This is a genomic window from Halomonas binhaiensis (assembly GCF_008329985.2).
GTDB lineage: Bacteria > Pseudomonadota > Gammaproteobacteria > Pseudomonadales > Halomonadaceae > Halomonas > Halomonas binhaiensis.
Genome location: NZ_CP038437.2, coordinates 1,371,293 through 1,391,342, shown reverse-complemented (window position 1 = coordinate 1,391,342; position 20,050 = coordinate 1,371,293). Strand labels below are relative to the sequence as shown.

The window sequence follows — 20,050 nt, the reverse complement described above, 5'->3', positions numbered from 1 at the left end:
CTTGCTGATGTCCATCAGCATTGCCGGATCAACGCTTCCCGAGGACCCGCCGACCATGTACCAGAGTACCGCAGCCATCACTGCGGCTCTGGTCGGTTGGCGCTTGCTTCAGGTAGACCTGTGCACTTTGCGCCAACCAGCCCCTGGCGGCCAGCCAGACGGCAATGTCTCTGGCCTCCACCCGACCTTCCAGCGTTTCGCTCGGATCGCTGACCGCCTGCTCATTGTGCACTTGCTGCGTGCAAGATACTGCGCAAAGTACAGGAATCCGCTCCCCATAACGGGCCAGCAGAGACGCGTCATCGGCAATCTCGACCGGCTCGATCTGCAGCTTGGGATCGGCCAGAGCCACCACCAGGGCTTCCATCCGCTCACACAGATGGCAACCCAGGGTGGTATAGAGCACCAGACGCGTCATCGATTCAACGATGCTTGATCAAGAAGCAATAGTGCAGGTCCGGGCGACGGTTGAAGTCCGGGTCGAAGGTCTTCTTCGAAATATCTTCCACGACAAACTCCTGATCAAGCGCAGTATCCAGACTGAAGCGACGCTGGTTGTTGGAGAAGACCAGCGTGCCTCCCTTGGCCAATCGGGCCATGGCCAGACGCACCAGACGCGGATGGTCACGCTGGATGTCCAAGGTATCATCCATCTTCTTGGAGTTGGAGAACGTCGGCGGATCCATGAAGATCAGATCGAATTCTCCTTTGGCAGTCTCCAGCCAGCGCATGCAATCATCACGTATGACGCGATGGCGGGAAGGATCGAGCTTGTTGAGTGCGAAGTTGTCCCGGGCCCAATCGAGATAGGTATTGGACATGTCGACACTGACACTGTCGCTGGCCCCACCTGCCGCCTCGGTGCCCAGCGCAGCCTGCACAGTGGCCGTAGCGGTATAGCAGAACAGGTTGAGGAACCGCTTGCCCGGTGCCATCTCGCCCAGCATGCGGCGGACCGGACGATGATCGAGAAACAGGCCGGTATCCAGATAGTCACGCAGATTGACCCATAGCCGGGCCCTGCCCTCGCGGACTTCGAAGCGCTCACCGCTGGCACCCTGCTTCTGATACTGAGCCTTGCCTTGTTGCCGCTGGCGGCGCTTGATCACGACCTTCGAGGCACTGATGCCCAGCACCTCGGGAATCACTCCCAAGGCATCGAACAGACGCTTCTGGGCCTGGGCCTGATCCACGGACTTGGGAGGCGCGTACTCCTGTACGTGAACGCGATCCCCATAGACATCGATGGCCAGCGCATATTCCGGCATATCCGCATCATATAGCCGGTAGCAAGTCTCGCCACTACGCTTGAGCCACTTGCGCAGCCTGCGAGCGTTCTTTTCCAGGCGATTGGCGAACATCTGAGCGCCCTCGGAGCGTGCCGGTGCCGCCTCTTGCCTGGTTTCCATATCCCGAGCCCGGGCAGGCTCGGCCGCCTTGTCCGTACTGTCGGCACGAGCTGCGGACGATTTCCGATCATTCACATCGATCAGCAGCAGCTTGGCCTCCAGAGGGCCATTGTTCAGCGCATATTGCTTATGGGAGCGCATTCCCAGGCGATGACCGAGATCAGGGTTGCCGGTAAACAGGGCCAGACGCCAACCGGCAAATTCCAGTCGCAGGCGATGTCCCAGGTCGGTATACAGCTGGACCAGTTCTGGCAACTCTCCCAGACGTTCGCCGTATGGTGGATTGGTAATCACCAGACCAGGCTCTGCAGGGTTGAGTACCCGTGGACGCGATAGACGCTGCACACTGGCGCCATCCAGGTGGATCATGGCGGGAATTCCCGCACGCATGGCATTGGTCTTGGCAGCGGACAGCGCCGGAGGGCTCTGGTCGAAGCCGAAGATTACCGTCTTGCAACGCTTGCGCCCTATGCTGGCACGAGCTTCGGCTTCACGCTTGAGCTCCGCCCACAGCGCAGCATCATGTCCCAGCCAGCCATGGAAACCAAACCGCTCCCGAGACAGATTGGGAGCAATATCTGCCGCCATCAGTCCGGCTTCGATCAGCAGCGTACCCGAACCACACATGGGGTCGATCAAGGGAGCACCATGACGCGCCATCTCCGGCCAACCCGCACGCACCAGCAGCGCTGCTGCAAGATTCTCCTTGAGCGGAGCATGCCCCGTATCACGGCGATATCCCCGACGATGCAGGCTGTCTCCGGAAAGATCGATGCCCAGGGTCAGCCGTCCACGGTGCAGATTGGCATACAAGCGAACATCAGGCTGGCGGACATCGACATTGGGCCGCGGCAGCCCAGCGGCCAGCATGCGGTCCACCACCCCATCCTTGACCGTCTGAGCGCCAAAGCGGGTATGGCGTATCTGATCGCTACGGCCATGGAAATCCACGGCAATGGTCGCCCCCGGGCGCATATGCTGGCTCCAGTCGATGCTGGCAACGACATCACGCAGCGCATCCGGCGTCTCGATACCCTCGGCCCGGCTAAGGCACAGGATCACCCGGTTGGCCAGACGCGACCATAGACAGGCCCGATATGCCCCCGCCAAGTCTGCCTGGACGTTGACGCCAGCAACGGTGGTTTTGCCTTCCTCGGCACCAAGCTCAGCCAGCTCAGAGGCCAGCAGTAACTCGATGCCTTTAGGACAGGTTGCCAGAAGGTCAAGCTTCTCAGGCACTTGTAACTCCTTCGGTGAATGCCTCAAGCCACCCCTAAAACAGGGCGGGCTAATGTGACGTTACAGTAAACAGCTTGTTACAATTCTTCGGTCGACAGCGCCATCCGCATTGCGCTATCAATTAAACGGTAGCTACAAGAGTCAACGCATGCGTCCCCGTCAACAAGCCTTCATGCAGATTTAGCCAACCATGGCTATGCTGGCGAGGTTTGGGCGTTAAGGGCTCGCCTCTATCTGGTATCTACACACTTTCAGCGCTGTCACTACAGCGGTTGATATCAGGAGCGGCGGGTCAGATTGGTACCTTTATCATGAGGTAGACCCATGAAACGACAGAAACGTGATCGCTTCCAGCGCGCTTATGTACATGGTTATAAAGCAGGTGTCTCGGGCCGCTCCCGTGATGACTGTCCAAGCCAGGATATCAATCTACGCGAATACTGGATGAGCGGTTGGCGTGAAGGTCGTGGGGATCAATGGTCCGGCATGACAGGTGTCTCCGGTATCCACAAGAACCCCATGGTGCTCTAACCCCCTGCGGTTGTGAGACTTCTTTCAGCAACCAACACACAAGCCCGTGGCCATGGTGCCATGGGCTTTTTGCTTTTCTGATACCTGTGCTTTTCTGATACCTGCTTTCCTGGTAATGATACTGTGATAAGCATCATTGCGCCCAACGCGATCTGACCGGCTTCGCCGTCCGCCACTCCCTCAGGCCTACTGCAAGGCTCGAGCACACTCTCTCACCAGTTCAGGCCCACGATAGATGAAACCGGAGTAGATCTGCACCAGATCCGCACCGGCGGCACGCTTGGCCGCCGCCGCCTGTCCGCTGTCCACGCCGCCGACACCAATGATCGGCATCTCGGGCAGCGCCTGGCGCAACAGGGAGATCACATGGTTGGAAGCGGTAAACACAGGTCGCCCAGAAAGCCCGCCCTGTTCATCGCCATGCTCGAGCCCAGCCACGGCATCCCTGGAAACCGTGGTATTGGTGGCAATCACCCCATCGATACCACTACGATTCAGCGCCTGGGCCACCAGCGCCACTTCTTCGTCGTCCATATCCGGTGCGATCTTGACCGTCAGCGGCACTCGTCGAGCGTTTTCTGCATCGAGCCGCGAGCCTTCTTCACGCAGGCGTCCAAGCAACTGATCAAGATGCTCACCAAACTGCAGGTTTCGCAGACCCGGGGTATTGGGCGAGGAAATATTGACCGTGATGTAATGGGCATGAGCGTGAACACGCTTGAGGCAATAGAGGTAGTCGTCCACCGCATCCTCGACGGCCGTGGTCAGGTTCTTGCCAATGTTGATCCCGATGACACCGCGATAACGGCTGCTTCTGACTCGCTCGACCAGATGATCGACCCCAAGGTTGTTGAACCCCATGCGATTGATGATGGCTCCCTGTTCAGGCAAGCGGAACAGGCGTGGCTTGGGATTTCCCGCTTGTGCCTTCGGGGTCACGGTACCCACTTCAACGAAACCGAAGCCCAGTGCGCCCAGTGCATCCAGATGGTCGGCATTCTTGTCCAACCCTGCTGCCAGCCCGATACGGTTGGGGAAGCTCAGCCCCATCACCTCGACCGGATCGTCGACCTTGGCTCCCCCCAGGCACCCCGCGAGACGAAAACGCTCCAACCAATCCAGCGAGTTGAGCGATAAACCGTGGGCGACCTCTGCATCAAGGCGAAACAGCAAAGAACGGGCGAGATCGTACATGGGGTCTCCAGGTCAACATGTCAAAGTAGTGGTTCTGCATAGATCTGGAGCGCGAGTATAGCGCAATTTCCTCCTCGATTATGGTCTACTACCGGCTCTTGAAATTTGGATCGGCAGCCGGGAGGAAGCCATGGCAGAAGAAATAACAGAATCTCTCGAAAGCCTGCTGTCACGTATCCATCAGGCCCTGGAAGAAAACCGGCCTGAAGAGATCAGTGCTGCCATTGCCGATCTCGAGCCTGCCGAGATCGCCCTGCTCCTCGAGTCGTTGCCACTGCATGAGCGCACCTTGCTGTGGGAGCAGGTACCGGCAGAGCTCGATGGCGAGGTGCTGCTGCATGTGCATGACGAAGTGCGTAGCACCCTGCTTCAGGACATGGATCCCGAAGAGATCGTGGCTGCCACCGCCAGCCTCGATACCGCGGACCTGGCCGAGCTGTTCGACGACCTGCCCAAACCGGTCGCAGAAGACATGTTGCGCTCCATGGACGAGCTGCAGCGAGCCCGTCTGCAGGAGACATTATCCTTCGAGGAAGACAGTGCCGGTCGTCTGATGCGTACCGACACCATTGCGGTGCGTGCCGATGTGATGCTGGAAACCGTGCAGCGTTTCCTGCGCTGGAAAGCCTCTATTCCCGACAACACCGACAACCTGATGGTGATCGATCGTACCGGGCAGTTCATGGGAGTCCTGCCATTGGCGCGCCTGGTTTCCCATGATCAGGAGACCCTGGTGGAAACGCTGATGGATACCGATGTCGATGCCATCCAGGTGGACATGAAATCCCGGGACGTGGCGACCCTGTTCCAGACCCACGACCTGACATCGGCCCCGGTTGTGGACAAGGAAGGTATGCTGCTGGGCCGCGTGATCATCGATGACATCGTCGATGTCATCCAGGAGATTTCCGAACAGGCCTTGATGCACATGGCGGGTCTGGATGAGGAAGAAGACCTCTTCGCCCCCGTCGTGCCCAGTGCCAGGCGACGTGCTGTCTGGCTTGGTATCAACCTGCTCACCGCATTTCTGGCGGCCTGGGTCATTGGTCGCTTCGAGGCCACCCTGCAGCAGATCGTGGCCTTGGCAGTATTGATGCCCATCGTGGCCAGCATGGGCGGTATCGCAGGCAGTCAGACACTGACCTTGACCATTCGTGGCCTGGCCCTGGGTCAGATCAGCAAGACCAACAGCAACTGGCTGCTGTACAAGGAAATCGGTATTTCCCTGATCAATGGCGTGGTCTGGGCCCTGGTCGTTGCCGTACTCGCTGTAGTCTGGTTCGGTAGTGTTCCCATCGGTGCCATCATTGCCGCAGCCCTGGTCATCAACATGCTGGCCGCGGGTGTCTGCGGTATCGTCATCCCGCTGTTTCTCAAGCGCATCAATATCGATCCCGCGCTTTCCAGTTCTGTGATCCTGACCACAGTGACCGATGTGGTCGGCTTCATGTCCTTTCTTGGGTTGGCTACCATTTTTCTGTTGTAGCGCCCATCACCACTCGGCCGTCGGCAAGGGGGTTATCATCCCCCCCCTATTGCCGACGGTTCCGCCATTATTCAGCTCACAGTACCTCGTCCTTCAGCTGATACCAGCGATACAGGCAGCGTTGCCCCAGGCGCCGAAACGGTGCCAATGCCTCGGATTCGACCTTCTCGAGCAAGTTGGGATAAGGCAGCGTCGAGGTGAAGATCGGCAGATCCAGACTCGCGCTCTCTCCTGCGATCCATTGCGCTAGGCGCTTGCCTGCCTGGGCCGAGTACATCACGCCATTACCGCCGTAGCCCAGTGCATAGTAGATGCTTTCACGAGGATCCGGCTGGTGGATACGCGGCATCATGTCATGGCTGACATCAACCCAGCCCCACCAGGAATAATCGATATCGATGCCAGCCAATGCCGGAAACTTGCGCTCCAGGTCACCAATCAACATCGCTTCATATTTTTGCTTGGGGGCATCACGCCCGGTAATGGCACTACGGCTACCGATCTGTACCCGGTTATCCGGTAGCAAGCGATAGTAGTGGCGAAGAATCCGGGTATCGGTCAGCACTTGGCGGGTACGGAAGCCTGTGGCCTCGATTTCCGCCTCGCTCAACGGGCGGGTCACAATGGAATTGGAGAGTATCGGCAATAGCCGATTCTTGAGCGACCGGTGCAGCTGCCCCGTGATATATCCCCCCGTCGCGATGCCGACTGCACGCGCCTTGACCACACCACCAGGAGTGCGCAGGTAATGCACGTCATCGCGACTCTCCCAACCCAATACTGGACTGGCAGGATGCACCTTGACGCCCAAGGCACGAGCCTTGCGCTGATAACCAAACGCGAGCTTGCCCGCATGAATGCCGATACCCTCAGGTTCGTGCATGGCGCCAGCCGCTTCCTTGTCATCCACCCATTCACGCCGCACGCTGTCTGCGTCGATGATACGTGCATCGTAGTCGAAGGTTTCGCGTAGCAGCCGCGCCTCCTTCTCAAGCCCGGGCATCATCCGGGGCTTGTGGGCGATATAGAGGTGTCCCCCTGGCTGAGGGTCACACTCGATATCTGCGATGAGTGACTTGAATGTCTGCATGGCATTCACGCATTCACGATGCAGGCCAAGTGCCGTGTCGAGTCCGTAGCGCTCGATCCACTGGGAACGCTTCAAGCGTCCCGAAGCACACTGGGCCTGGCCGCCATTGCGGGTACTGCATCCCCAGGCAACGCGATTGGCCTCAAGCACGGTAGCCTTGATGCCGTATTGCTCAGCAAGGAAGATCGCCGCTGTCAGGCCAGTGAACCCCGAGCCGATGATCACCACGTCCGCATCAATATCGGCTTCAATGGGTCCATCATCCGCCGGCGGCTCGCCCGCCGTGCCGATCCAGTAGGTCGGAGCATAGTCACAGCCGCTTCCTGTCCGAGGCGTGGTCAAGGGGTCATAGGCAGGGTCGTAAGGTGTCTGGGCCGGTGTGGCACGTTCACTATGTGCCGGCGAGACGCTGGGCTGCACATCCAACATGATGATCTTCCTCCTTCCTGGCCAGAATGATCGTGTCGCCGTATCAGGCGCCCTGGACGGGGGTTGCCGGACGCTGCTTGCGATAGGCGTTCTTTACGGCAATCTTGCCATCCCGGAAGGTGAAGGCATCGATCATGCGAGCTTCTGAACGCATGCCGTCTGCGCTAGTACCGCGATATGTACTCTCGCTATAGCCTCGATCACCGATCACCACATGCACACCATCGACCCACTCGGCATCCGCTGCATTCTCCCAGGCCGCACGCAGGCCAGCACGAACCGCGTCCTTGCCAATGAAGCTCTTGCCCAGCAGTTCAGGTCCTGCCACGGCATGGAATTCACAATCGTCGGTCATCATCTCCATCACGGCATCGATGTCATGACGGTTGAGGGCGGCACTGAAATCCGCCAGGAATTGGGCATCAGGTTGGCTCATGAGGGGTCTCCATTGTTATTGATTCGACACCATCGAGCCTACGACCGCGCAGGTCATGCCGCTTAGCACCAGTTGTCCGCCATCTCTTGGACCAGCCATATCCTGGCCGTCTTCTCATTGCCTCAGGCCGTTATGCGCCCGCCTGCCGCTCCGGGCAGCCTCACGACAGAAAATACAAATCTCATTTTTCGAAACTAATTTATATATTTTTCGAAACAGTTTGAGATATTTTTCGAAACATGATTATCCTGACAGCAGCGTTCCATTTCCGCTCCATTCAGCCCTGGAGGATGACCACACCATGGCCGATGCATCTCTCTCCCTTGATGGCATCCCTTCCCGGCACTATCGCAGTGCCAAGGAACTGTTCGGCATTGAATCAAGCCTGCAGGTGCCGGTTTTCGACGAGCGTGATGACCATGTCCCTGCCGTTGACGACGCCTACCGTTTCAACCCTGATGTCACTCTGGCGATACTCGCCGGCTTCACACGAAATCGCCGGGTGCTGGTCCAAGGGCTGCACGGCACCGGCAAGTCGACCCATATCGAGCAAGTCGCAGCGCGCCTGAACTGGCCCTGTGTCAGGGTCAACCTGGATGGTCATATCAGTCGTCTGGACCTGGTGGGAAAGGACGCTATCGTGATACGCGATGGTGTTCAGGTTACCGAGTTTCAGGAAGGTATCGTGCCCTGGTCCCTGCAACGCCCAGTCGCCCTGATCTTCGATGAGTATGATGCTGGCCGGCCTGACGTCATGTTCGTCATCCAGCGTATTCTGGAGCGCGATGGTCAATTCACTCTGCTGGACCAGAATCGGGTCATCCAGCCTCACCCCATGTTTCGCCTGTTCGCTACAGCCAATACTCTGGGCCTGGGCAACCAGGACGGCCTGTATCATGGCACCCAGATGCTCAACCATGCCCAGGTCGACCGCTGGAACATTGTTGCCAAGCTGGATTACCTGCCTCGCGACGAAGAGGTCAAGATCGTGCTGGCCCGAGTACCCAGCAAGGACACTGAGCGTGGACGGCGACACATCGACGCCATGGTCGCTGTGGCTGAACTGACTCGCCGAGGCTTTGCCAATGGCGATCTGTCGACGCTGATGTCACCTCGCACCGTGATCACCTGGGCGGAAAACTGCGAGATATTTCGTGATCCTGCCCTGGCCTTCCGCCTGTCGTTCCTCAACAAGTGCGATGAGCACGAGCGTGCTCTGGTCGCCGAGTTCTACCAGCGCTGCTTTGATGAGGAGCTGGAAGAGTCAGTGATCAACGATAGCGAGGCGGGAGCATGAACGAATCGTCCGCTCTCGATCAGCCACCCGGGCAGCGCCGTCGACAGCAGTATCTGGAGGAGCTGGAAGCAGCGACATTACGTGCCTTGAGCGCAGACCGGTCATGGCACTATCGCAGCCGGCTCCTGCATCAAGGTACTTCCCGAGTGGCATTGCGTGCCCCGCACCTGCGCCTCGACATCCATTCCCTGGATGCGCCGGACTATCGAGCGGTCAGTGATGCCATGGCGATGCGACAGCGCCATAGCGATGCTCAGTTGCATGAAGAACTGCGCCCTGAAGGGCCAGAGGCACGCCTGATCTATGACCTGCTGGAACAGTTGAGAGTGGAGGCGCTGGCCACGGCAGAAAGCCCGGGCATGAGCCATAATCTGCGCCAGCGATTCCAGCGCTGGTCATTGGCCTTCCATCACGCCCAGCTTACCGAGACGGCCCTGGGACTGTTGCTGTTCTGCCTGATACAGATCTGCTGGTCGCGTCTCATGGCCCAGCCAGTGATCGGGGAAATCGAGGATCTCATCGAAGCCACACGAGCCTCCATCGTTCCTGCATTGGGCCATGCCCTGGCGGGACTGCGCCGAGAACGTCATCACCAGAAGGCTTTCCAGAAGCATGCGCGTGCCATTGCCGACTGGATTGATCATCAGCTGTCCGGCTTCGATGCCCAGGACGAGCGGGATCAGGAAGAGCAGGACCCGAGGCGCCGGCTGGCCTTGTTGCTGGATGGCGAAGACGATATCGACGAACCGGTTGCTCTGGCACCCAGTGGGCACAGTCGACTGTTTGAGCATCATCGCCGCCGTTACCGCGCCTTCACCCTGGCCTACGACCGTGAGCTGGAAGCCGAAACCCTGGTCCGGCCTGTCCTGCTCGAAGAGTATCGCCAACGTCTCGACCGACGGATTTCCGACCAACGCATCAATGTACGCCGCCTGGCACGCTTCTTTCGCAATACCCTGACCCAACCGGACAGGGATGGTTGGCAGCACGGAGAGGAAAGCGGCGTTATTGATGGCCGGCGCCTGGCTCAGGTCGTTGCCTCTCCCATGGAACGCCGCCTGTTCCAGCGCGAGCGCTATCACCCGCAGGGGGATGCCCAGGTCAGTTTCCTGATTGACTGTTCCGGTTCCATGAAGGCTCACGGGGAGGCCATTGCAGTTCTCGTCGAACTAATGACCAGAGCTCTGGACATGGCAGGCATCGCCACCGAAGTGCTGGGCTTCACCACGACAACCTGGAATGGAGGACGAGCCCACAAGGACTGGCTCAAGGCCAGGCGCCCCGAAGCACCGGGCCGCCTCAATGAAGTCCGTCATCTGGTATTCAAGCACGCGGCACAACCCTGGCGTCGGGCACGACGAGCCTTCGGTGCTCTGCTCAAGGCAGACCTGTACAAGGAAGGCATTGATGGAGAAGCCGTGGAATGGGCCTGCCAGCGGCTGCTCAGTGCAGACGTCAAACGGCGTCTACTGGTGGTGCTGTCCGACGGCAGCCCATCGGACAGCGCTACCCACCTGGCCAACGACCGCCACTACCTGGACAACCATCTTCAAGCCGTGGTCGAACACTATGATCGTCCTGGCCAGGTAGAGATAAGCGGGCTCGGCGTAGGCCTGGACCTGAGCCCCTACTATCGCCAGCACCGAATTATCGACCTGGCCCAGACACTGGATAATGCCCTGGCCGAGGAAATCGCTCTTCTGCTGGTAAAACAGCATCGCTAAGGCGGTGCTCGGACCGCCCTCCTACCCTTACCTCACTCCGTGGCCAATGGTGACTGTCGCTGTGCCTGGACAGTGGTCACGGCAATGACATTGATGATGTCCTCCACGCTGCATCCCCGAGACAGGTCATTGGCCGGCTTGGCCAACCCTTGCAACAGCGGCCCGATCGCTTCTGCTCCGCCAATGCGCTCTGCCAGCTTGTAGCCGATGTTGCCTGCCTCGAGTTCAGGGAAGACCAGCACATTGGCCTGCCCCTTGACCTTGGAATCAGGTAACTTGCGTTGCGCTACCTCGGCGACAATCGCGGCATCCAGTTGTACGTCTTCATCGATGGCCAGTTGTGGGCGCAACCCCTTCACCTTGCGGGCTGCCTGGATCACTTTATCCACAGAGGCATGCCGGGCACTGCCACTGGTCGAGAATGACAGCATCGCGACTCTTGCCGGCTCATCAAGCAAGGCTTCGGCACTGTCGGCAGCCGCCATGGCGATCTGTGCCAGTTCATCGGCATTCGGATCCACCACCAGCCCACAGTCCGAGAAGATCATCCCGCCCTTGAGATTATGAAATGGCTTGCACAGCATCATCAGGAAGAAGCTCGACACCAGGGTCACCCCCGGCGCCTTGCCAATCAGTTGAATGGCGGCTCTCACCACATCAGCCGTGGTGTTCACTGCGCCGGCAACACTACCATCCGCCAGCCCAGTACTGACCATCAGGTTGGCGAATATCAGTGGTTCCAGCACGCTCGCGCGCGCCTGTTCCCGACTCATGCCCTTGGCTTCGCGCAACTGGAACAGGTGCTCAGCCAATGTTTCGGTATATTGCGAGACACGTGGATCGATCAGCGAGACAGCACCTAGTTCAAGGTGCTCTTCTTCTGCTCGGGCCTTGATGCGCTCGCTGTCTCCCACCAGCAGGATCTCTGCATAGCCTTCCTGCGTTGCTCGCACGGCGGCTTCCAACACCCGGCGATCTTCGCCTTCACACAGTACAATCCGGCGTGGCGCAGCCCTTGCCATGTCACGAATATGGTTCAGTGCCTTCATTGTTGTTCGCTCCGGCTTGTCTTCATGTCAGGGCCCTCAAGGCAATTGCCTCAGGCTGTGTACGAAAAGCCGGCCAGCACGGCTACTTTCGTACAAGACCTATCCTGCAGACAAAGCCCCGGCACAGAGCCGGGGCAATATCAACGCAGGGTCATTCCCATGGTTCAGACGTAGTCCTGGTATTTTTCCAGCAGACGCACCGGCTTCTTGAGCGCATCGCGACGGAAGGGATCGCCCAGCTCACGAGTACACATGATTTCGATGATGGTGGTCTTGCCTTCATTCATCTGCATGTCCACGGCTTTCTTCAGTGCCGGCCCCACATCCTCGAGACGATCCACGGTGATGCCTTCTGCCCCCATGGCACGACCAATCTCGGCGAAGCTCTGGTTGTCCAGTTCCCCCGCAACGAAGCGCCGGTTGTAGAAGTCGACCTGGTTCTTCTTCTCGGCTCCCCACTGACGATTGTGGAAGACCACCGCCGTCACCGGAATCTCGTGACGCACCGCGGTCATGGTTTCCATCATGCTCATGCCCCAGGCACCGTCGCCGGCATAGGCAATGGCCGGACGATGCGGAGCCGCTGCTTTGGCGCCAATGATGGTGGGCAATGCATAGCCACAGTTACCAAAGCTCATGGGGGCAAAGAAGCTGCGAGGCTTTTCGAAGCGCAGGTAGCTATGCGCCACAGAATTGATGTTGCCGATGTCGGTCGACACCATCACATCCTCTGGCATGGCTTTCTCCAGCTCACGCAGCACCTGGCGTGGATGCAGATACTGGCCACCGGAGAATGGCGTTTCTTCCTTGGCCTCCTCGATGGCGTCGAGGCTGAATGGGTCACGTTCGTGGGTCCATTCATCCAGTTCCCTCTCCCAGGCATCCTTCTCTGCCTTGATTCTGGCCAGGCGCTCATCCTTGGTCGCATCGCAGGCCAGTGTTCTGTCCTCGAGGCGCCTGGACAGTTCGATGGCCGCTGCCTTGGCATCACCGCAGATACCTACGGAGATCTTCTTCACCAACCCCAGCATCTTGTGGTCAGCGTCGACCTGGATGATCTTGGCCTCCTTCGGCCAGTAGTCCATGCCGTGCTGCGGCAAGGTGCCGAAGGGTCCCAGTCGTGTGCCCAGCGCCAACACAACATCTGCTTGAGAAATCAGCTTCATGCCAGCCTTGGAGCCCTGGTACCCCAGCGGGCCACACCACTGAGGATGACTCGCCGGGAAGGAGTCATTGTGCTGGTAGCTGTTGACCACAGGTGCCCCCAGTCGCTCAGCCAGCGCCTTGCACTCCTCGACGCCATCGGCCATGACCACGCCACCACCAGAAACAATGACGGGAAACTTGGCTTCGGCCAGCAGTGCCGCAGCTTCATCCAGGGACTGGGCGCCGCCCGGGCCACGGTCGACACGACGAGGCTCGGGAATCTCTGCCTCGATTTCGCCATAGAAATAGTCGCGCGGAATATTCAGCTGCGTAGGCCCGATCTCGGACATGGCGCGATCGAAGCAGCGGCCGGTGAACTCGGCCATGCGTACCGGGTTGGTCACATGGCCCTGATACTTGGTGAACTCCTGGAACATCGGCAGCTGATTGCATTCCTGGAACCCGCCCAGGCCAATGCCGGTGGTACCGGTCTCAGGCGTAATCATCACCACCGGACTATGCGCCCAGTAGGCAGCAGCAATGCCGGTCACGCAGTTGGAAATACCTGGTCCGTTCTGACCGATCACCACCCCATGGCGTCCTGATACACGGGCATAACCATCGGCCATATGTGCCGCGCCTTGCTCGTGGACCACGGGAATCAGACGAATGCCAGCAGGAGCAAAGATATCCATGGCATCCATGAATGCAGATCCCATGATGCCGAACATGTCGGTGACACCATTGGCGACAAGGGTTTCAACAAAGGCTTCAGAGGGTGTCATCTTCTGCTTGCCTTGAACGACCTGGCGATTGTCGCCGTTATTGTGGTTGTGGTTCATAGCTCCTCCAGGAACGCCTCCATGGACGCCTTGTGAAAGGTTCATCCGGAAGCTCGTCTAAAGATTCTTCGTGAATGCAAGGCTGCAGGTGCTTCCTGCCACTCTGCAAAAACCATTTTTCGGTACTAAATGTCTCGTTATTAGAAACATGGTCAAAAATTAGACTAGCCATACATGGCCGTCAACATAAATTTCGAAAAACGGTACAAATTGATTTCTTTTCAGAAACGGATAGACTCTGGATTCAGGGAGGACACCACCATGACCACATCGCGTTTGGATGCCCGAAGCATCGAAGGAGACACACCGGCCCAGCGGTTGCTGGCTCTGCTTGAAGTCATTGCTGAAAAGGATCAGTACTTCACGTTGCAGAGCCTCGTCGACGAAACGGGCATGCCCAAGCCAACGCTGCATCGCATGCTTCAGCAACTGGAAAACTCCGGGATGCTCCAGCGCGAAGCCGACAATCGCCACTACAGCAAAGGCACCCGACTGCGCCGGTTGGCAGAAACGCTCCTGCTCAACGATACCGTTCAGGGAGCCCGCCACGCGGTTCTTGCGGAGTTGGTAAGGGAAGTCGGAGAGAGCTGCAACATCACGGCTTTGGCAGGTGCAGAGGTTCTCTATCTCGATCGTGTCGAGACATCCGCCCCCCTGCGTTTCTATCTGCACCCAGGCTCTCGGGTACCGGCGCACTGCTCTGCCAGCGGTAAGCTATTCCTGGCCCAGATGAGCCCGGCCCAGCGTCGCCGCCTGCTGGCAGAAGTGCCTTTGTCCTCCTTTACCCGCAATACCATTACGGATATCAAGGCCCTCGAAATCGAGATTGAGCAGGTCAGGCAGCAAGGCTACGCCTTCGATGACGAAGAGTTTCTTCCCGGACTGTTGTGTATCGCCGTGCTAGCTCCCAACCCCAGCGGTGTATCCAATGTCGGCCTGGCGATTCAGGCTCCGATCATGCGTATGGATCGGCAACGAGCACTGGAATGCCTGCCTGTACTGGAGCGTGCCGCCGCCGCTATCGCCCAAATCAACCAGGGGGCCGTGCCAGACAGTATGGATGACCTGGAGATCGACAAGCAGGAGATTCAACAGCTGGGAGGCTAGGGTCGGCCCACCTGCATGCGGGCGTGATTCGATCCGACCTGAAAACGCACAGACCTACGACAAGGGGCGCCATATGGCGCCCCTTTCGATATTGCAATCCGTACTGCCTCGCAATCCGTACTGCATTGCAATTCGCACTCACTGCAACTCACATCATATGTGCATCACGACGTGATGCCTTGCGGCCAGTCTGGCAGCGTCATGCTTCACGACTGCTTTCTGCCAGATCGACCAATTCACGCACCGCCACGGCAAACAGCGGGAAGCTGGCCGGAGTACCACCATTGACTTCATTGACCAGGCGGCACCAGCGCTCATGCATGCTGGAGTGGTTGGTTATCCACTGGTCGACGCGTGCCGACGTTTCGCGAGCACCACCTTCCATCTGCAACACGCTTGCAGTGAGTGCCATCTGCTGTCGCTCGATGTCATCACGATACGCTTCACGCGCCTGGGACTGCCAACCATCCTTGACCGGCAACGCCGTCACCTGCTGAATCATCCAGGGCAATTCCAGGCGAGCACCGATTTCGTAGTACACCTCGGCAACCTTCTGTGGCTTCTCATCGACCTGACGAGCCGTCTGGATGATACCGAGTGCAGCATACAAGCTACCGGCAGCGGCAACCGCGGATGCCAGCGCTTCAGGTACACCGGCAGCCACCAGTTCCTGACGACGGGCTTCCCAGGCCTCCTGCTCTTCACCACGCAGGTGCTGGCCGACCTTTTCCTGCAATTGGGCAATACGTGGTGCGAAATAGGCAATGCAATCCGCTGCCGACATGGCAGAACGCAGACGCAGGAACCAGCGGGTAGCGCGACGAATCATGCGCATCAGGTCCAGCATCATGGAGTACTGGATACCGGTCGGCACCTTGTTGTCCAGCGCTTCGATCTGATCCCACAGACGCGGCAACTGGAAGCACTCGCGAGCGATCACGTAGGCACGTGCAACATCGGCACGCCCGACACCAGTGGAATCCACCAGGCGACGTACAAACACGATACCCATATGATCGACCAGATCATTGGCCAGCTGAGTCGATACGATCTCGCGTTTCAGGCGATGGTTGTAGACTTGGTCGTGGTAGCGCTCGAGCAGCACCTTGGGGAAGCCTCGTTCGACATGCTGCGCCACAATCGTGTCATCAGGCACATCAGAGGCGATCAAGTCACCCTTGAGCGCGCTCTTGGCATAGCTGATCAGCACTGACAGCTCGGGCAGAGTCATTCCTTGATCGTTGGCTGCGCGCTCCTGGAGGTCCTCATCCGAAGGCAGGAACTCCAGCTCCCGGTCGATCTGGCCTGCGGCTTCCAGCTCACTGATGAAACGACGATACGGACCGATTCCCTGATGGGACAGCAGCTCGGACAAGTCCAGAGACTGGCTCTGGCGATAGTTGCTGATCAGCACCAGTTCACTGACTTCATCGGTCATTTCCGCCAGCAGCTTGTTGCGCTGCTTGTCGGTCATGTCACCGTTGGCCACGACTTCATCGATGAGGATCTTGATGTTGACCTCATGGTCGGAGCAGTTGACGCCAGCCGCATTGTCGATGAAATCGGTATTGACCCGGACACCCTTGGCCGCAGCTTCCATGCGTCCACGCTGGGTCAAGCCCAGGTTGCCACCCTCACCCACTACGCGGCAGTTCAGCTCGCAACCATTGATGCGCAGGGCATCATTGGCCTTGTCACCCACATCGGCATCGGTTTCTGCACTGCTCTTGACGTAAGTGCCGATGCCACCGTTCCACAACAGATCGACCTGTGAACGCAACAGTGCCTGAATCAGGTCATTGGGCGCCAGGCGGTCCTCGCTGATGCCAAAGCGTTCCTTTATCTGAGCAGAGATGGGAATCCACTTGGCGGCACGAGAGAACACGCCACCACCTTCAGAAATCAGTGACTTGTCGAAGTCTTCCCAGGTCGAGCGCGGCAGCTCGAACATGCGCTGACGTTCCTTGAAAGTCGCTGCCGCATCCGGGTTCGGGTCAATGAAGATATGCAGGTGGTTGAAGGCTGCCACCAGGCGGATGGTCTTGGACAGCAACATGCCATTACCGAACACATCCCCCCCCATGTCACCGACACCCACCACGGTGAACTCATCCTTCTGGGTGTTCACGCCGAGGCTGCGGAAATGGCGCTTGACCGACTCCCAGGCCCCTTTGGCGGTAATTCCCATCTTCTTGTGGTCATAGCCATTGGCACCACCTGAGGCGAAGGCATCACCCAGCCAATGGCCATACTCGATGGAGATGGCATTGGCAATATCGGAGAAGGTCGCTGTGCCCTTGTCCGCTGCCACCACCAGGTAGGGATCATCCTCATCGTGACGCACGACATCCCTGGGCGGCACCACATCACCAGCGACCAGATTGTCAGTGACATCGAGCAGGGCGCGAATGAATGTCTGGTAGCAGGCGATGCCTTCCTTCTGCACCGTCTCACGATCAGCTCCTTCCGGCATGCGCTTGCAGACGAAACCGCCCTTGGCCCCTACCGGCACGATGACCGAGTTCTTGACCTGCTGAGCCTTGACCAGCCCCAGCACCTCTGTGCGGAAGTCCTCGTGACGATCCGACCAGCGCAAGCCTCCGCGAGCCACCTTGCCGCCACGCAGGTGTACACCTTCGACCCTAGGAGAGCAGACGAAGATCTCGAACATGGGGCGCGGCTTGGGCATTCCGGTGATCTTGGAAGGCTCCAGCTTGAAGGACATGTAGTCCTTGATGGCGCCATCCGCGGTGCGCTGGTAATAGTTGGTACGCAGTGTAGCCTGGATCAGTTCCACATAACGACGCAGCAGGCGGTCATCGTTGAGGCTGGCCACCTCATCGAGCATGCCGTTGATGCGTTCGAGGCAAGCATCGACCTCACCTTCGGCCGGTCGCTCTTCCGGGTCGAAGCGCAACTCGAACAGGGTGACCAACTCGCGGGTGATATGCGGATAGCTGGCCAGTGCATTGGCAATGAAGTCCTGGGAGATACCAAAGCGAATCTGCTTGAGATAGCGTGCATAGGCACGCAGCATCGCGACTTCACGCCAATCCAGGTTGGCACCGATAATCAGGCGGTTGAAACGATCATTATCTGCCTCACCGGCCCAGATGCGCTGGAAAGCCTCGATGAAAGGCGCTCGCATCTCCTGCAGGTTGACCTCGGTCGCGGTATGGTGCTCCAGGTCGAAGTCATGGACCCAGTACCCGGCATCCGTGGCATGCAGATCGTAGGGACGCTCTCCCAGCACTCGCAGGCCCAGGTTTTCCATCATCGGCAACACGTCAGACAGCGGGATGCGTGCGCCCTTGTGAAACAGCTTGAGATTGACGCCACTGCCTTCTTCTTCGATCAGGCGATACAGCGACAGGGCCAGCGTATTGCCCTCATCCAGCTCGCCAATGTGCTGCAGGTCATAGACGGCGGTGCGCGCGTTGAAGTCCTCGCGATAGCTGGCCGGGAAGGCATCGCGGAAACGCTGCATGAGATTATTGGCCTGCTCCTCACCATAGCTATCGATGGCGGCATTGAGCAGATCATCGCGCCAGTTACGCGCCATCCGTGTCAGCTTGGCCTCCAGCGCCTTGAGATCGTACTCCACTGGTGCATCGCCATTGAAGCGCAGGATGAACTGAATGCGCGCCAGCACCGACTCCGACAAGTAGGTGTTGAAGTCACCGAAAGTGGCATCCAGCTCCTCGCACAGGAATTCCTGCAGGCGGACACGCAGCTCCGTGGAGAACACATCCCGAGGTACGAACACCAGCACAGAATAGAAGCGACCGAAAAGTTCTTCGCGGATGAACAGGCGGACCTTGCGGCGTTCACGAATATCGACGATGCCCAGCGCCGTCTGGGTCAATTCATCGGTATCGATCAGAAACAGATCATCACGTGGATAAACTTCCAGGTTATGCAACAGCTGCTTGCCGGTGTGGCCCTTGGGATCGAAGCCAGCGATGTCCATGACCGCCTGGAGCTTGCGCCGCAGGATAGGAACATGCTGTGGAGACTCGTGGTAGACGCTGGAGTCGAACAGGCCCAGGAAGCGGCGCTCGCCGACCACATTGCCCTTGGCGTCATAGCGATCGATGGTGATCTGGTCCATGTATGCCGGGCGATGCACACGAGAGTGTTGCGAACTCTTGGCGAAAGACACCAGTTCGGGCACCAGCACGAACTTGCCATCCTCGACGCCCTGGTCGGTACGAATGCGCTGCCGATACGGAGAATCCTGCAGACGGAACAAACCCAGTTCACTGCCTTCGGTCTGCTTGAGCTGCTGGCTACCGGCCTGCCCCGTCACCTCGAACTCGTCATACCCCAGGAAGGTGAAGTGCTCATCCTGCATCCATTCCAGGAATGCCACAGCTTCCTTATGGTTGGCCGCATCGATCTGCTTCGGACGCGAGGCTTTCAACTCATCCAATGCTTCGGTGACCTTCGCTCTCATGGGAGCGAAGTCGGCCACGGCAGTACGCACTTCCTGCAGCGCATCCTGCAGGCTCTGTTCGATGCTGGCCAGTTCCTCAGGATCGGAGTGTCGGTCCACTTCGATGGCAATCAGGGACTCACGATGTCCAGGCTCGCTATTCTTGGCAGAGGATAGTCCGCTGACGCGATGATGACGGTCACGCTCCACTGTCAGTACGGCGTTATGAATCGCATGTACGGTCATGCCACGGCGGTTGAGCTCGATACGCACCGAGTCGACCAGGAACGGCATATCCTCATGCAGTACAGCAACGAAGGTATGATTGGACTGCCAGCCATGCTCTTCGAACTCGGGATTCAGCACGCGAACCTTGGGAGCGCTGGGATCGAACTGCTGCAGAAAATGCCACAGCGATAGAGTGGCGCCGTAGAAATCATCGAAGCGCCGGTCAACCATGTCCTCGACTGGCGCATTGGCGTAGAAGAGACGAGCAAAGGCGATGACACGCTCTACTTTATTCTCGTCAAGGCCGGCCGTGAGCCGTTCCTCAAGCTGCTTGAGCAGATCCTCGCGACTGTCATCCTGTGCGGTATGTTGCATCCTGACCTCAGCTGGCAGTGGCCACCCCTCGGT

At 58.5% G+C, this 20,050-nt stretch carries 13 protein-coding genes; 5 read left to right on the top strand and 8 right to left on the bottom strand.

What is annotated here, in order from left to right:
• Positions 1-28: 28 nt before the first annotated feature.
• Complete coding sequence (locus E4T21_RS06000; protein ID WP_149284154.1) at positions 29-418, bottom strand: glutaredoxin family protein; 390 nt, start codon at positions 416-418, stop codon at positions 29-31.
• 4 nt (positions 419-422) lie between these two features.
• A complete protein-coding gene (gene rlmKL, locus E4T21_RS05995) occupies positions 423-2,648 on the bottom strand; it encodes a bifunctional 23S rRNA (guanine(2069)-N(7))-methyltransferase RlmK/23S rRNA (guanine(2445)-N(2))-methyltransferase RlmL (protein ID WP_149284153.1) in 2,226 nt (741 codons plus the stop codon).
• A 324-nt stretch (positions 2,649-2,972) separates the two neighbouring features.
• Here rlmKL and rmf point away from each other — a divergent pair, with 324 nt between their 5' ends.
• The gene (rmf, locus tag E4T21_RS05990; RefSeq protein WP_149284152.1) at positions 2,973-3,179 is read left to right on the top strand and encodes a ribosome modulation factor; all 207 of its coding nucleotides are present in this window, start codon (positions 2,973-2,975) and stop codon (positions 3,177-3,179) included.
• 186 nt (positions 3,180-3,365) lie between these two features.
• Here the strand turns inward: rmf and E4T21_RS05985 are convergent, their stop codons facing one another.
• Complete coding sequence (locus E4T21_RS05985) at positions 3,366-4,373, bottom strand: quinone-dependent dihydroorotate dehydrogenase (RefSeq protein WP_149284151.1); 1,008 nt, start codon at positions 4,371-4,373, stop codon at positions 3,366-3,368.
• A gap of 130 nt (positions 4,374-4,503) precedes the next feature.
• On the opposite strand from E4T21_RS05985, the gene mgtE reads away from it, so the two are divergent.
• Positions 4,504-5,859: a magnesium transporter gene (gene mgtE, locus E4T21_RS05980; protein WP_149284150.1), complete on the top strand. Its 1,356-nt coding sequence runs from the start codon at positions 4,504-4,506 to the stop codon at positions 5,857-5,859.
• Positions 5,860-5,935: 76 nt separating this feature from the next.
• Here the strand turns inward: mgtE and E4T21_RS05975 are convergent, their stop codons facing one another.
• Both E4T21_RS05975 and E4T21_RS05970 read right to left on the bottom strand, forming a co-directional pair.
• Positions 5,936-7,378, bottom strand: coding sequence for an NAD(P)/FAD-dependent oxidoreductase (locus E4T21_RS05975; RefSeq protein WP_149284149.1), 1,443 nt, complete (start codon positions 7,376-7,378; stop codon positions 5,936-5,938).
• A 43-nt stretch (positions 7,379-7,421) separates the two neighbouring features.
• Positions 7,422-7,814: a nuclear transport factor 2 family protein gene (locus E4T21_RS05970; RefSeq protein ID WP_149284148.1), complete on the bottom strand. Its 393-nt coding sequence runs from the start codon at positions 7,812-7,814 to the stop codon at positions 7,422-7,424.
• 301 nt (positions 7,815-8,115) lie between these two features.
• On the opposite strand from E4T21_RS05970, the gene E4T21_RS05965 reads away from it, so the two are divergent.
• The gene (locus E4T21_RS05965; RefSeq protein WP_149284147.1) at positions 8,116-9,111 is read left to right on the top strand and encodes an AAA family ATPase; all 996 of its coding nucleotides are present in this window, start codon (positions 8,116-8,118) and stop codon (positions 9,109-9,111) included.
• Positions 9,108-10,835 (top strand): cobaltochelatase CobT-related protein, encoded by a 1,728-nt coding sequence (locus tag E4T21_RS05960; RefSeq protein WP_149284146.1) that lies wholly within the window; start codon positions 9,108-9,110, stop codon positions 10,833-10,835. Before E4T21_RS05965 ends, E4T21_RS05960 begins: the two co-directional genes overlap by 4 nt.
• Before the next feature lie 32 nt (positions 10,836-10,867).
• Here E4T21_RS05960 and pta read toward each other — a convergent pair whose 3' ends face one another.
• The gene (gene pta / locus E4T21_RS05955; protein WP_149284145.1) at positions 10,868-11,884 is read right to left on the bottom strand and encodes a phosphate acetyltransferase; all 1,017 of its coding nucleotides are present in this window, start codon (positions 11,882-11,884) and stop codon (positions 10,868-10,870) included.
• A 164-nt stretch (positions 11,885-12,048) separates the two neighbouring features.
• Complete coding sequence (xsc, locus tag E4T21_RS05950) at positions 12,049-13,872, bottom strand: sulfoacetaldehyde acetyltransferase (protein WP_240349304.1); 1,824 nt, start codon at positions 13,870-13,872, stop codon at positions 12,049-12,051.
• A gap of 261 nt (positions 13,873-14,133) precedes the next feature.
• On the opposite strand from xsc, the gene E4T21_RS05945 reads away from it, so the two are divergent.
• Entirely contained in the window at positions 14,134-14,979 is an 846-nt protein-coding gene (locus E4T21_RS05945) for an IclR family transcriptional regulator (RefSeq protein ID WP_149284144.1), read from the top strand.
• A gap of 199 nt (positions 14,980-15,178) precedes the next feature.
• Here the strand turns inward: E4T21_RS05945 and E4T21_RS05940 are convergent, their stop codons facing one another.
• Entirely contained in the window at positions 15,179-20,017 is a 4,839-nt protein-coding gene (locus E4T21_RS05940; protein ID WP_149284143.1) for an NAD-glutamate dehydrogenase, read from the bottom strand.
• Between the last annotated feature and the right edge of the window lie 33 nt (positions 20,018-20,050).